Origin of the sequence: Halomonas stenophila (assembly GCF_014192275.1) — a bacterium.
GTDB classification, from domain to species: domain Bacteria; phylum Pseudomonadota; class Gammaproteobacteria; order Pseudomonadales; family Halomonadaceae; genus Halomonas; species Halomonas stenophila.
Window position 1 is genome coordinate 17,441 of record NZ_JACHXR010000003.1, and the last position, 14,182, is coordinate 31,622.

Genomic DNA, 14,182 nt, shown 5'->3' on the forward strand with positions numbered 1-14,182 from the left:
ATGACTTCGTCGCTGGCCGATGTCAGGTGGCCGCACCGCGAGCGCGACCACCTGAAACTGCTGACCTTCAACCTGCAGGTAGGCATCCAGACATCGGCCTACCACCACTACCTGACCCGCAGCTGGCAGCACCTGCTGCCCCACCCGCGACGCCTCAAGCGCCTCGACATGATGAGCGAGGTGCTGGGGCGCTTCGATATCGTCGGCCTCCAGGAGGTCGACGGCGGCAGTTTCCGCTCCGGCCGGGTCAACCAGGTGGAGTACCTGGCGACTCGTGCCGGCTTTCCGCACCACTACCAGCAGCTCAACCGCAACCTGGGCCACCTCGCCCAGCACAGCAACGGGCTGCTGTCACGCCTGCCGCCCGCGCGGGTCGAGGAGCACAGCCTGCCCGGCACCCTGCCCGGCCGCGGCGCCATCCACGCTCGCTTCGGCGAGGGGCCCGACGCCCTGCACCTGTTCGTCGCCCACCTGGCGCTGAGCCATCGTGGCCGGGTGCGCCAGCTCGACTACCTCAGCGAGATCATTACCCCGCTGCGCCATGTGGTGGTGATGGGCGACCTCAACTGCACCCCGGACCAGCTCCACGCCCACTCGCGATTCCGCGACTCGCTGCCGCTGCACCCGGTGCGCCCGCCGCTCAGCTACCCGTCCTGGCAACCCCGCCGGGCCCTGGACCATATCCTGCTCTCGGACTCCCTGGAGGCCCACCGGGTCCAGGTGCTGGAACACCTCTTCTCCGACCACCTGCCCGTGGCCATCGACGTCAGCCTGCCCGAGGCCTGCCACGCCACCCTGGCCAAGGGGTAAGACCATTGTCGGCCCCATCGTTGTAACAGACGCTGAACGATTCCCGTATAGTCTGGGAGACCGCGCCGCGGACGCGTGGCGCCAACGTCTTGACGTCAAAGCAACCCCGAGCAATTCTCCATGCCCCAATCCCACGAGCTTCCGAGCCTGATCGACCGGCTCGACCGCCTCTCCGAGTGGCTCGGCCGGAGCCTCTCCTGGCTGGTCCTGCTGATGATGCTGATCGAGTTCCTGATCGTGGTGCTGCGCTATGCCTTCAGTGTCAACAGCATCCCCATGCAGGAATCGGTGATGTACATGCACGCCACGGTCTTCATGCTGGCCGCGGCCTACACCCTGCGCCACGACGGGCACGTGCGGGTGGACATCTTCTATCGGGCCATGCCGGTGAAGCGCCAGGCGCTGGTCGACCTGCTCGGTCACCTCTTCCTGCTGATGCCGATGATGATCTTCGTGATCCTCGTCAGCCTCGGTTACGTCGGCAAGTCCTGGCGCATCCTCGAGGGCTCGCCGGACTCCGGCGGCATCCCCGGGGTCTTCCTGCTCAAGACGCTGATTCCGCTGTTCGCCGGCCTGATGCTCCTGCAGGGCCTGGTCGAGGCCTGGCGCAACGTGCTGGTCATGACCGGGCGCATCGCCCCCAAGGAAGAAGAAGAACACCACGAGGAGCACCTGTGATGCTGGAGTTCATGCCACTGGTGCTGTTCGCCGTGATCTGCGCCGTCCTGATGGCCGGCTACCCCGTCGCGCTGTCCCTGGCCGGCACCGCCCTGGCCTTCTCCGGACTGGGCACAGGCCTGGAAGCCATGGGCATCGACGCCCACTTCGATGCCGGCTACCTGTCGGCCTTCCCCAACCGCCTCTACGGCATCATGACCAACCAGACGCTGCTGGCGGTGCCGCTCTTCGTGCTGATGGGCGTGCTGCTGGAGAAGTCGCGGGTGGCCGAGACCCTGCTCGAGGCCATGGCCCTGCTGTTCGGCTCGCTGCGCGGGGGGCTGGGCATCTCGGTGACCCTGGTCGGCATGCTGCTGGCGGCCTCCACCGGCATCGTCGGCGCCACCGTGGTGACCATGGGCCTGATGTCGCTGCCGACCATGCTCAAGCGGGGCTACAGCATGCCGCTGGCCACCGGCACCATCTGCGCCACCGGCACCCTGGGCCAGATCATCCCGCCCTCCATCGCGCTGGTGCTGCTGGGGGACGTGCTCTCCTCGGCCTACCAGCAGGCCCAGCTGTCGATGGGCATCTTCAGCCCCAAGACGGTGTCGGTGGGCGACCTCTTCATGGGCGCCCTGGTACCCGGCCTGCTGCTGGTGGTGTTCTACATCGTCTATGTGTCGATTATCGCCTGGCTCAAGCCCGGCGCCGCGCCGGCCGTCGATCGCCGCGACCTGATGGAGGAGCTCGGCCACCACGGCGGCCTCGGCCTGCTGCTGCTCAAGGGGCTGGTCCCGCCCATCGTGCTGATCGTGGTGGTGCTGGGCTCGATCCTCGGCGGCTTCGCCACGCCCACCGAGGCCTCGGCCGTGGGGGCCTTCGGCGCCCTGATGCTGGCCCTGGCCTATCGCCGCCTGGACGTCGCCACCCTCAAGGAAGCGCTGCGCTCCACCGTCAACGTCACCACCATGGTGTTCCTGATCCTGATCGGCGCCGCGCTGTTCTCGCTGGTGTTCCGCGCCTATGGCGGCGAGCACCTGGTGACCGAGGTCTTCGAGAGCATGCCCGGCGGGGTGATCGGCGCGACGCTGGTGGTGATGCTGGTGATCTTCCTGCTCGGCTTCATCCTCGACTTCATCGAGATCACCTTCGTGGTGGTGCCCATCGTCGGGCCGATCCTGCTGGCCATGGGCCTGGATCCGATCTGGCTGGGCATCATGATCGCCATCAACCTGCAGACCTCCTTCCTCACGCCGCCCTTCGGCTTCGCGCTCTTCTACCTGCGCGGCGTGGCGCCGGAGTCGGTGCCCACCTCGTCGATCTACCGCGGGGTCATCCCCTTCATCGTGCTGCAGCTCGGCATGCTGCTGGCGCTGTCCTGGTTCCCGGGGCTCGCCACCTGGCTGCCGGACCAGTTCTGACGGCACGTGGAATCAGCCGTCTATCGTGACTCGAGTTTCACCGGGAGGGCGGATGCCCTCCCCTGCCGACCGGCCCGACGCGGGCCACATCCCGACAAGGCACACAACGAGAGGGAATCGCATGCATCCGAAAGCACTCGCCATGGCCATCGGCGGCGCCGCCGCCGGCCTGATGCTGGCCGCGGGCACCGCCCAGGCCCAGGACACCCACGAGTGGAAGATGGTGACCTCCTGGCCGAAGAACTTCCCCGGCGTGGGCCAGGGGCCCGAGCGGCTGGCCAAGCTGGTCGACGAGATGTCCGATGGCCGCCTGACCATCGAGGTATTCGGTGCCGGCCAGCTGGTGCCCGGCTTCGAGGTCTTCGACGCCGTCGCCGAGGGCACCGCCGAGATGGGCCACTCCGCGTCCTACTACTGGAAGGGCAAGGCACCGGCGGCGCAGTTCTTCGCCGCCGTGCCCTTCGGCATGAACGCCCAGGAGATGAACGCCTGGCTGCACTACGGCGGTGGCCTGGAGCTGTGGAACGAGCTGTACGACGATTTCGGCGTGGACGTCATGGCCGCCGGCGCCTCCGGCGTGCAGATGGGTGGCTGGTACAATCAGGAAATCGACTCCGTCGACGACCTCGAGGGCCTGAAGATGCGCATGCCGGGGCTCGGCGGCGAGGTCATGAGCCGCATGGGCGTGGCCATCGTCAACATGCCGGGCGGCGAGATCTTCACCTCCCTGCAGTCCGGCGCCATCGACGCCACCGAATGGATCGGCCCCTACAACGACCTGGCCTTCGGCCTGCACCAGGCGGCGGACTACTACTACTACCCCGGCTGGCACGAGCCGACGGTGATGTTCGAGGCCATCGTCAACGAGGAGGCCATGGCCTCGCTGCCGGCGGACCTGCAGGCGATCCTGCGCACCGCCGTGCGTGACGTGAACGCCGACGTGCTCGACGAGTACACCGCCCGCAACAACGACGCCCTCGAGACGCTGATCAACGAGCACGACGTGGAACTGCGTCGCCTGCCGGACGATGTCCTGGCCCAGGCCAAGGAGCACTCCGCAGACGTGGTCGCCGAGCTCGCCGAGTCCAGCGAGATGGCCCGGAAGATCCACGACTCCTATCGCGCCTTCCAGGACAAGGTGGTGAACTACCACGCCATCTCCGAGCAGGCCTACTACAACGCCCGCAACCCCGAGGGCGCCCCCACCAGCGGCGAGTGATCGCCGAGCGCCCCCGCGGCCCCGCTCGACGGGCCCGCGGGGGCCCCCTCGCCTCAGCCGCCGGTCAGCATGCCGAGCCCCCGCACCCAGTCGATCATCGGCGCCGGATAGACGCCCAGCAGCAGGGTCACCAGGGCCAGCCCCGCCACCACCAGGCCACCGGCCCGCACGCCCCAGTCTGCCGTGACATCGCGGCGACGCATGCCCGGCTCCACCAGGTAGAGGGTGACCATCACCCGCAGGTAGTAGTAGAGCCCGATGGCGCTGCCCAGCACGATGCCGGCCACCAGCCACCAGCGCTGGGCCTCGACGCCCAGGGCCAGCAGGTAGAACTTGCCGATGAAGCCGGCGGTGAAGGGGATGCCGGCCAGCGACAGCAGGCTCACGGTCAGCACCCCGGCCAGGTAGGGGTGGCGCCAGAACAGGCCACGGTAGTGGTGCAGCGCGGCGGCATCCTCGCCGCCGTGGGGACTCGACAGCAGGGTCACCACGCCGAAGGCGCTGAGCGTGGTCACCAGGTAGGTGACCAGGTAGACGCCGCCGCTCTCCACGGCCAGGTCGCCGGCGACCACCAGCACCAGCATCAAGTAGCCGAAATGGGCGATCGAGGAGTAGCCCAGCAGGCGCTTGAGGTTGGCCTGGCGCAGCGCCAGCAGGTTGCCCACCAGCATGCTGGCCAGGGCCAGCCCCGCCAGGATGGCGCCCATGGCCTCGCTCCGGAAGACCGGGGCGGTCGTCACCAGGCGCAGGATCACCACGAAGACCGCCACCTTGCTCGCCGTGGCCAGGAAGGTCGCGGCGGGGCCCGGCCCGCCCTCGTAGACGTCCGGCGTCCACAGGTGGAAGGGCACCACCGACAGCTTGAAGCCCAGCCCCACCAGCATCAGGCCGGCCCCGGCCAGCCCCCAGGCCCCCGGGCGGTCGGCGAGGCCCGCCGTCAGGGCGGCCAGCTCCAGCTGCCCGGTCTGGGCATACAGCAGCGCCATGCCGAACAGCAGGAAGGCCGAGGCCGTCGCGGAGAGCAGCAGGTACTTGATCCCGGCCTCCAGCGAGCGGCGCTCGTGGTAGGCATAGGCCAGCATCCCGTAGAGCGGCATCGACAGCAGCTCGAGGCCCAGGAACAGCGATGCCAGGTGGCGGCTCATGGCGAGGACCATGGCCCCCGCGGCGGCGCTCAGCAGCAGCAGGTAGAATTCCTCGCGGGCGCCGCGATAGTGGTCCAGGTAGGCATGCCCCAGGGTGGCGCAGGCCAGCGCCGCGACCAGGATCAGGGCCGCCGCGAACAGCGCCAGGCCGTCGACCACCAGCAGCGGGGTGGCCAGCGGCGCGACCCGCCAGGCCAGCGGCAGCACCGCCAGCGCCAGGCCGAGGCCGATCACGGTGGCCACCGCCGTCGCGGCATGCCGGCGCCGCCAGGCGATCCCCAGCAGCACCCCCAGCAGGGTCGCGGCGACGATGGCCAGGGGCGACAGGGCCAGCAGCGCGGGCGGGCTCATGGGCCCACCTCCCCGGCCAGGGCCGGCCACGTCGCGCCGGCCTCGAACAGCCGCTCGACCGCGCCCATGGCGTCCCCGGTGGTATCCAGCAACGGCTGGGGGTAGAGGCCGAACAGCAGGACCAGGGCCACCAGGCCGAGCATCATGGCATACTCGCGGCGGTCGAGGTCGGCCCAGTTGCCCTCGCCCCGGGGAGCGCCGAAGTGCACCCGCTGCATCAGCAGCAGGGAATAGATGGCGGCCAGCACCAGGCCCGCGCTGGCGACCACCACCACGCCGGGCGCCACCGGGAAGCTGCCGAACAGGATCATGAACTCGCCCACGAAGTTGGCCGTGCCCGGCATGCCCAGCGAGGCCACGGCGAAGCACAGGGTGAAGGCCGGCAGGCTGCCCAGGCGCCCCCAGAGGCCGCCCATCTCGCGCATGTCCCGGGTATGCAGCCGCTCGTAGAGCTGGCCGCTGAGGATGAACAGCCCGGCCGCCGAGAAGGCATGGGCCACCATCATCACCACCACGCCCTGCAGGGCCAGCTGGGTGCCGGCATAGATGCCGATCAGCACGAAGCCCATGTGGGCGATGCTGGTATAGGCGATCAGCCGCTTGATGTCCTGCTGGCCACAGGCCAGCAGCGCGCCGTAGACCACCCCGACCAGGCCCAGCCCCATGGCCACCGGGGCGAAGGCCTGGGAGGCCTCGGGGAACAGCGGCAGGGCGAAGCGCAGCATGCCGTAGGCCGCGGTCTTGAGCAGGATCCCCGCCAGGTCGACGCTGCCGGCGGTGGGGGCCTGGGCGTGGGCATCGGGCAGCCAGCCGTGCAGCGGCACCACCGGCAGCTTGACCGCGAAGGCGACGAAGAAGCCCAGCATCAGCCACATCGCCAGGCCATCGGAGAGCGGCGTCTCGCGCAGCACCGCATAGCTGAAGGAATACTCGCCGCTGTGGGCATGCTCGGCGAAGACCAGCCCGAGGATGGCCACCAGCATCAACAGGCCGCTGGCCTGGGTGTAGATGAAGAACTTGACCGCCGCCCGGATGCGGGTCCTGCCCGGCGCGCCGCTGTGTCCCCACAGGGCGATCAGGAAGTACATCGGCACCAGCATCATTTCCCAGAAGAAGAAGAACAGGAAGAGGTCGATGGCCAGGAAGACGCCGACCACCCCGCCGAGGATCCACAGCAGATTGAGGTGGAAGAAGCCCACCCGACCGACGATCTCCCGCCAGGAGCACAGCACCGCCAGCAGCCCGAGCAGGCTGGTCAGGGCGATCAGCACCAGCGACAGGCCGTCCAGCGCCAGGTGCACCTCGATGCCGAAGCGCGGGATCCAGGGGGCCCGCCACTCCAGCCCCCAGGCCGGGCCGGCCTCCACCTGCGGCAGGCGGTAGTCGCCGCCCCACCACAGCGCCAGGGTGATCGCCAGCTCGAGCGCCATGGCCGCCAGCGCCAGCCAGCGGGGCGCCATCTCGCCGACGCGCTCGGCCTGCCAGCACAGCAGGCCGCCGATGAAGGGGATCAGGATCAGCCAGACCAGGGTCATGGGCGTGCTCGTTCCTTGCGTGAATGCCTCAAGTCGCGCTCCTCAGTGGCCGACGGTCAGTCCCAGCAGGACCAGGGTCGCGCCGACCACCATGACGGTGGCATAGCGGCGCAACCGGCCACTCTGGGTCCGTGACAGGCCGCGGTGCATCCACCAGGCCTGGGCGGCGAGGCGCTGCCAGCCGGCGTCGATGACATCGCCGTGCAGTCGGCGCACCAGTCCGCGGTAGGGCCGTGCCAGCAGCGCCTCGAAGAGCGCATCGAAGCCCCAGGCCTGGTGCCACCAGTGCCACAGCCGGGCGCCCCAGCCCCGGGCGACGATGCGCCCGAGCCAGTCCCGGCGCCAGCCCCACAGCCAGGCCCCCAGGGCGAGGCCCGCCAGCGCCGTCGCCGAGGCGGCCGCCTCCAGCAGGCCGTGGCCGCCATGGGCGTCCACCCCGGGGCTCGCCGGGAACAGGCCCGCCAGGGGCGGGGCGATCCCGGCGCCGACGGCGGTCGAGAGCACCGCCAGCACCACCAGGGGCAGGCCATGGACGAGGCCCCGCCCCGGCCGGGCCTGGCGCGCGGCATCGCTTCTCGCCTCGCCGTGGAAGGTGAGCACGATCAGCCGCAGGGTATACAGGGAGGTCAGCAGGGCCCCCAGCAGGCCGGCCAGCAGCAGCCCGCCCCGTCCCGCGGCCAGGGCCTGCCAGAGGATCTCGTCCTTGCTGTAGAAGCCGGCGCTGACCAGCGGCAGCGCGGCCAGGGCCGCCCCGCCGACCAGGAAGCCGGCGTAGGCCAGCGGCAGGCGCCGCCACAGCCCGCCGAGCCGGCGCATGTCCTGCTCGTGGTGGCAGTTGACGATGACCGCCCCGGCGGAGAGGAACAGCAGCGCCTTGAAGAAGGCGTGGGTCATCAGGTGGAAGATTGCCGCCTCGAAGGCGCCCACGCCGAGGGCCAGGAACATGTAGCCGATCTGGCTCATGGTCGAGTAGGCCAGCACCCGCTTGATGTCGGTCTGCGCCAGGGCGGCGACGCCCGCCATCAGCAGCGTCAGGCCGCCGATCACGCCGACCAGCAGGAGCACCGCCGGGGCCAGCACGAAGAGGCCATGCAGGCGCGCGATCAGGTAGACGCCGGCGGTGACCATGGTCGCCGCATGGATCAGTGCCGACACCGGGGTGGGGCCGGCCATGGCGTCGGCCAGCCAGGTATGCAGCGGCAGTTGGGCCGACTTGCCGAGCGCCCCGCCCAGCACCAGCAGCGCCGCCAGCGAGGCCACGGGATCCCCCCGCGTCCAGGCCTCGGGGGCCCGGCGGAGGAGCTCGGCGATGTCCAGGGTGCCCAGCTCGTGGAACAGCAGGAACAGGCCGAGGGCCAGGAAAACGTCGCCGATGCGGGTGACGATGAAGGCCTTGAAGGCCGCCCAGCCGTTGGCGGCGGTCCGGTAGTAGTGGCCGATCAGCAGGTAGCTGCACAGCCCCACGCCTTCCCAGCCGAGGAACAGCAGCAGCAGGTTGTCGCCCAGCACCAGCAGCACCATGCTGGCCACGAACAGGTTCATGTAGGCATAGAAGCGCCGGCTGCCGCCCTCGCCGCTCAGGTACCAGGCGGCGAACAGGTGGATCAGAAAGCCCACGCCGGTGATGACGCCGAGCAGGGTCAGCGACAGGCCGTCCAGCCACAGGCCGATGGTCGGACGGAAGTCGCCGACGGCGATCCAGGTCCACAGGGTCAGGCCGGCGGCTCCGTCCTCGAGGAAGCGCGCGGCCAGCCCGGCGGTGACCAGGGCCGCCAATCCCACGCTGGTCACCCCGACCCAGGCGCAGGCCCGCTCGCCGGGGCCGCGACGCCACAGCGCCAGCACCAGGGTGCCGGCCAGGGGCAGCAGGAAGGTCAGGGGCAGCAGCGCCATCGGGGCCTCCATCATCCGCGCATCCGATTGGCCGCATCGACATCCAGCGTCCGGAAGCGGTGCTGGAGCTGGATCAGCAAGGCCAGGCCCACGCTGGCCTCGGCCGCCGCCAGGGTGATCACCAGCAGGAACATGGCCTGACCCTCGGGCTGTCCCCAGGCGGTCCCGGCGACGATGAACGCCAGCCCGGCGGCATTCAGCATGATCTCCAGGCTCATCAGCACGAACAGCATATTGCGCCGCATCATCAGTCCCGCCAGACCCAGGGCGAACAGCGTCGCCGCCAGCGCCAGGCCATGCGCCATGGGGACGCCGCTCATGAGCGGTCCTCCCCCGGCGGCGAGCCGGCGCCGTCCCGGCTCGCCAGGCGGCCCACATGGGAGGCGGTGACCAGGGCCGCCAGCAGCAGCAGCGCGGCCAGTTCCACGGCGATCAGCCAGGGGCCGAACAGCGTCATGCCCACCGCCTTGGCGGTCAGCAGCTCGCCCGCGATGGTCCGGCCGCCATCGCCTCGCCAGAGCTCGAAAGCGAGCACGCCCAGCAGCAGCCCGGCCAGCAGCGCCGGCCCCAGCCAGGTCGACGGCCGCAGCCAGGCGCGCTCCTGGGCGACGGCGGCACCGCCGAGGTTGAGCATCATCACCACGAAGACGAACAGCACCATGATCGCGCCGGCATAGACGATGATCTCCAGGGCCCCGGCGAAGGGCGCGCCGAGGGCGAAGAACACCATCGCCACGGCGATCAGCGAGACGATCAGGTAGAGCAGGGCGTGCACCGGATGGGTGTGGGTGATGACGCGAAGCGTCGCCAGGATGGCGACCAGACCACTCAGGTAGAAGGCGATTTCCATGGCTATCTCCCGTGGCGGATGGCGGTGGCTCAGGGCAGCAGGGTCCTGACGTCCACCGGGTCCCTCTCGTCGCTGGCCTGGCCCTTGCCCTTCCCGGCGATCGCCAGGCCCGCCACCTTGTAGAAATGGTAGTCGTGATCCTTGCCGGGACCGTCGATCAGCAGGTCGGCCTTCTCGTAGACCAGCTCCTGTCTTCGGTACTCGCTCATCTCGAAGTCCGGCGTCAGCTGGATGGCCGAGGTGGGGCAGGCCTCCTCGCACATCCCGCAGTAGATGCAGCGCGAGAAGTTGATGCGGAAGGTTTCGGGGTACCAGCGCCCGTCGTCCTTCTCGCCCTTCTGCAGGGCGATGCAGTCCACCGGGCAGGCCACCGCGCAGAGGTTGCAGGCCACGCAGCGCTCCTCGCCGTCCGGGTCCCGGGTCAGCACGATGCGCCCCCGGTAGCGGGGCGGCAGGTAGACCGCCTCCTCGGGATACTGGACCGTCTCGCGCCGGCGGAAGCCGTGCAGGAAGATCATGTACAGCGTCCTGAGCTGCGATACGGTGCCCTTGATCAGCCACATCAGCATCGTCTTTCCTCCTCTCAGCTCGGCGCGACGAGCAGGATCACCGCCCCGGTCACCAGCAGGTTGATCAGGGTCAGCGGCAGGCAGACCTTCCAGCCGAACCGCATCACGCCGTCGTAGCGCGGCCGCGGCAGGGCCGCGCGCAACAGGATGAACAGCGTCACCAGGACCAGCGTCTTGATCGCGAACCACAGCCAGGGCGGCAGCCAGGGGCCCAGCCAGCCGCCCAGGAAGAGCGTCACGATCAGCGCCGAGACCAGCACGATGCCGATGTACTCGCCGATGAAGAACATCCCGAACTTCATGCTGGCGTACTCGATGTGGTAGCCGTCGGCCAGCTCCTGCTCGGCCTCGGGCTGGTCGAAGGGATGGCGGTGGGTCACCGCGATGCCGGCGATCAGGAAGGTCGCGAAGCCGAGGAACTGCGGCAGGATGAACCACAGCCCCTGCTGGGCCGCGACGATCTCGCGCAGGTTGAAGGACCCGGCCATGGCCACCACGCCCATCAGCGCCAGGCCCATGAACACCTCGTAGGAGAGTGTCTGCGCCGAGGCCCGCATGGCGCCGATCAGCGCATACTTGTTGCCGCTCGACCAGCCGCCGAGCAGCACCGCATAGACGTTGATGCCGGCCATGGCGAGGAAGAACAGCAGGCCGATATGCCAGTCCGCCACCCCCCAGTCCGGGGTGAAGGGGATGATCATGAACGACAGCAGCAGCGAGGCCATGGCGATGGCCGGGGCCATCACGAAGAGGCCACGGTCGGCGAAGGGCGGGATCCAGTCCTCCTTGAAGAAGATCTTGATCATGTCGGCGACCAGCTGCAGCGAACCGCCCGGCCCCACCCGGTTGGGCCCGTAGCGGTCCTGCCAGAGCCCCAGCAGGCGCCGCTCGACCACCGTGAGCACCGCCCCCAGCAGCACCGCCCCGAGCAGGATGACCAGGGCCTGGAGCATGGCGACGAGCACCGCGACGACCTCGGGGGTGAGCAGGGTCATGGGCGCCTCCCCTCGCCGGCGGGCTCGAGCCGGCCCCACTGGCCGGTGGCGAGGCCCGGCACCAGGCCGGCCGGCACGCCGACCAGGCCGGGCGCCAGCCCGGCCGAGCAGGACAGCGGCAGGCTCAGCCGTCCGACCGGGGTGACCAGCGCCAGCCGGTCGCCCTCGGCGAGCCCCAGCCGCGCGGCATCCGCCGCCGCCAGCTGCAGCGCCGGGGCCGCCGCCCGGGCGGCGATCATCGGCGCCCGCCGCGAGGTCTCCTCGCCACCGAACAGCCTCGGCAGCACCACCAGTTGCCACTCGCCGTCACGCCGGACGAAGCCCTCCGCAACGATCCGGGCGTAGGCGTAGCCACCGGGCACGGGGCCCAGCAGGCGCCGCCCGGGATCGCCGCCGCGCAGATGGCCGCCGACCTCGTCGGTGAACTTGTTCCAGGCCTGGGGGGAGTTCCAGCCCGGGGCCCAGGCGAAGGCATTCTCCCGCTGGGGTCGCCCGGGGCCGGCATAGCCCTCCATGGAGAAGGCGAAGGGCGAGTCCGGGTCCTGCGGCGGGCGCGGCTCGCCGACCGCCAGGTGGGCACGCAGCGCGGTGCGGCCGCTGTAGCGGTGCGGCGCGCGGGCCTGACGCAGCCCCTGCACCCGATGGTCGGCATGGTCCGCGGCCTCGACGATGGCCGACAGCGCCGGATGGTGTCGCGCGCAGTCCCGGGTCTCGGCGTCGAGGCGGGTGTCCCCGACCCGACGGCGCTGCAGCGTCCCCTGCAGGGCATGCAGCCAGCGCCAGCTCTCGCGGATGCGGCTCTCGGGGCGCAGCACGCGCGGCTCGAACACCTGGAAGAAGCGCTGGGCGCGGCCCTCCAGGCTGACCAGGGTGCCGTCGCCCTCGGCGAAGCTCGCCGCCGGCAGGCCGATCCCGGCCCGGGCCCAGACGGCGGTGCGCTGGTGATCCAGGACCACCAGGGTCGTCAGGGCGTCCAGGGCCCGCTCGAGCCGCTCGCCGGGCAGCCGGGCATGCAGGTCGTTCTCGAGCACCACCAGGGCGTCGGCGCGGCCCGCCTCGATCTCGTCGAGGGCCCATTCCAGGGGCTCGCCGCCGAGCATCGCCACCCCGGTGCTGTTGGTCTCGGCGCGGATCAGGCCGAGGCCGCCCGGGCGGGCCCGACGGGCCAGGGCCCGGGCGACGTTGCCGGCCGCCTCGAGGACCGCCGTCGAGCCCAGGGCATCGCCGCTGACCACCAGGGGACGCTCGGCGGCGAGCAGGGCCGCGGCGATGCGCCGGGCCTCGGCCGCCAGGCTCGGGTCGAGGGTCGCCACCGCCGGCGCCGCGGGGTCCAGGGCATGGGCCACGGCGGCGCCCAGGCGGGCGATGTCGTCCGGCGCCAGGGCCCAGTGGCCGGCCGCGATGGCGTCGAGGCCGGTCGCGGCCGGGTAGGCGATGAACAGCGGGTGGCGCCGGTCCTGGGCCAGGGTCTTGACCGCCTCGGCGTTCCAGGCCGGGATGCCGCGCTCCGCGGCCAGCGCCTCGCGGCGGCCGAGCACCGCCTGGCGCAGCGAGAGCCCCAGCCGGGCGGCACTCTGCAGGGGGTCCTCGCCGAGCACCAGTACCGCGTCATGGGCCTCGATCTCGCGCAGGCTCGGCGAGGGCAGCCCGCACTCCCGCTGGAGCCGGGCCATGGTCGCCAGGCAGGCCGCCTCGACGGCGGTGACGCCGAGCGAGAAGTGCTCCGCCCCGACCAGCTCGCGCAGCCGATGGTTGCTCTCCAGGCTCGCCCGGGGGGAGCCGATGCCGATCACCCGGCGGGCACTGCGCAGCCGGTCGCCCGCCCGGTCCAGGGCGGCGTCGACCTCCAGGGTCACGGTCGCCGCCCCGGGGGCCTCGCGCCACTCGGGCAGCCGCGGGCGGTCGTCGCGATTGACGTAGCCGTAGCCGTAGCGCCCGCGGTCGCAGAGGAAGAAACGGTTGACCTCGCCGTGGTAGCGGTTCTCCACCCGGCGCAGCTCGCCATAGCGCTCGCCGGGACTGATGTTGCAGCCCACCGCGCACTGGTGGCAGACGCTCGGGGCGAACTGCAGGTCCCACTTGCGGGTGTAGTGATCGTCCGGCGGGCGGTCGGTGAAGACGCCGGTGGGGCACACCTCGCTGAGGTTGCCGGCGAAGGGACTCTCCAGCACGCCGTCGCGGTGGCGCCCGAAGTAGATGTTGTCGCCGGCGCCGAAGGCGCCGAGGTCCTCGCCGCCGGCATGGTCGCGATAGAAGCGCACGCAGCGGTAGCAGGTGATGCAGCGGTTCATCTCGTGACCGAGGAAGGGCCCCAGGTCCTGGTTGCGGTGGGTCCGCTTGGTGAAGCGGTAGCGCCGCCGGGCATGGCCGGTCATCACCGTCATGTCCTGCAGGTGGCAATGCCCGCCCTCCTCGCACACCGGGCAGTCGTGGGGGTGGTTGAGCATCAGCCACTCGATGACCCCGCGCCGGAAGGCCCGGGCCTCGGCGTCGTCGATCGACAGTCGGGTGCCGTCGGCGGCGGGAGTCATGCAGGCCATCACCAGGCTGCCCTGGTCGTCGTCGGCATCGCGGTACTGCTTGACCGCGCACTGGCGACAGGCGCCCACGCTGCCGAGCGCCGGGTGCCAGCAGAAATAGGGCAGGTCGAGGCCGAGCGACAGGCAGGCGGCGAGCAGGTTGTCGTCGCCGTCGACCCGGTAGGCCTGGCCGTCCACGTGGATCGTCGCCATGC

Annotated in this window: 12 protein-coding genes; 4 read left to right on the forward strand and 8 right to left on the reverse strand. The window is 70.8% G+C overall.

Annotated elements, in window-relative coordinates; all coding sequences use genetic code 11:
- From FHR97_RS06585 to FHR97_RS06600, 4 genes are all read left to right on the forward strand, one after another.
- The gene (locus tag FHR97_RS06585) at nucleotides 1-810 is read left to right on the forward strand and encodes an endonuclease/exonuclease/phosphatase family protein (protein WP_183382977.1); all 810 of its coding nucleotides are present in this window, start codon (nucleotides 1-3) and stop codon (nucleotides 808-810) included.
- Nucleotides 811-930: 120 nt separating this feature from the next.
- Entirely contained in the window at nucleotides 931-1,488 is a 558-nt protein-coding gene (locus FHR97_RS06590) for a TRAP transporter small permease subunit (protein ID WP_183382978.1), read from the forward strand.
- Nucleotides 1,488-2,891 (forward strand): TRAP transporter large permease, encoded by a 1,404-nt coding sequence (locus FHR97_RS06595; protein ID WP_183382979.1) that lies wholly within the window; start codon nucleotides 1,488-1,490, stop codon nucleotides 2,889-2,891. The genes FHR97_RS06590 and FHR97_RS06595 overlap by 1 nt, the downstream gene beginning before the upstream one ends.
- 121 nt (nucleotides 2,892-3,012) lie before the next feature.
- A complete protein-coding gene (locus FHR97_RS06600) occupies nucleotides 3,013-4,110 on the forward strand; it encodes a TRAP transporter substrate-binding protein (RefSeq protein ID WP_183382980.1) in 1,098 nt (365 codons plus the stop codon).
- 53 nt (nucleotides 4,111-4,163) lie between these two features.
- On the opposite strand, the gene nuoN is transcribed toward FHR97_RS06600, so the two are convergent.
- The 8 genes from nuoN to nuoG are packed head-to-tail and all read right to left on the reverse strand — an operon-like array spanning nucleotide 4,164 to nucleotide 14,180.
- Complete coding sequence (gene nuoN / locus FHR97_RS06605; RefSeq protein ID WP_183382981.1) at nucleotides 4,164-5,606, reverse strand: NADH-quinone oxidoreductase subunit NuoN; 1,443 nt, start codon at nucleotides 5,604-5,606, stop codon at nucleotides 4,164-4,166.
- Nucleotides 5,603-7,141, reverse strand: a complete 1,539-nt coding sequence (gene nuoM / locus FHR97_RS06610) for an NADH-quinone oxidoreductase subunit M (RefSeq protein WP_183382982.1) — start codon at nucleotides 7,139-7,141, stop codon at nucleotides 5,603-5,605. The genes nuoN and nuoM overlap by 4 nt, the downstream gene beginning before the upstream one ends.
- Before the next feature lie 42 nt (nucleotides 7,142-7,183).
- The gene (nuoL, locus tag FHR97_RS06615; RefSeq protein ID WP_183382983.1) at nucleotides 7,184-9,034 is read right to left on the reverse strand and encodes an NADH-quinone oxidoreductase subunit L; all 1,851 of its coding nucleotides are present in this window, start codon (nucleotides 9,032-9,034) and stop codon (nucleotides 7,184-7,186) included.
- 11 nt (nucleotides 9,035-9,045) lie between these two features.
- A complete protein-coding gene (nuoK, locus tag FHR97_RS06620) occupies nucleotides 9,046-9,354 on the reverse strand; it encodes an NADH-quinone oxidoreductase subunit NuoK (protein WP_183382984.1) in 309 nt (102 codons plus the stop codon).
- Nucleotides 9,351-9,884 carry an NADH-quinone oxidoreductase subunit J gene (gene nuoJ, locus FHR97_RS06625; protein ID WP_183382985.1) on the reverse strand — a complete coding sequence of 178 codons (534 nt, stop codon included), beginning with the start codon at nucleotides 9,882-9,884 and terminating at the stop codon, nucleotides 9,351-9,353. Before nuoJ ends, nuoK begins: the two co-directional genes overlap by 4 nt.
- Nucleotides 9,885-9,913: 29 nt before the next feature.
- Nucleotides 9,914-10,453: an NADH-quinone oxidoreductase subunit NuoI gene (gene nuoI, locus FHR97_RS06630; protein ID WP_183382986.1), complete on the reverse strand. Its 540-nt coding sequence runs from the start codon at nucleotides 10,451-10,453 to the stop codon at nucleotides 9,914-9,916.
- 14 nt (nucleotides 10,454-10,467) lie between these two features.
- A complete protein-coding gene (gene nuoH / locus FHR97_RS06635) occupies nucleotides 10,468-11,448 on the reverse strand; it encodes an NADH-quinone oxidoreductase subunit NuoH (RefSeq protein WP_183382987.1) in 981 nt (326 codons plus the stop codon).
- Nucleotides 11,445-14,180, reverse strand: a complete 2,736-nt coding sequence (nuoG, locus tag FHR97_RS06640; RefSeq protein WP_183382988.1) for an NADH-quinone oxidoreductase subunit NuoG — start codon at nucleotides 14,178-14,180, stop codon at nucleotides 11,445-11,447. Before nuoG ends, nuoH begins: the two co-directional genes overlap by 4 nt.
- Nucleotides 14,181-14,182 lie beyond the last annotated feature (2 nt).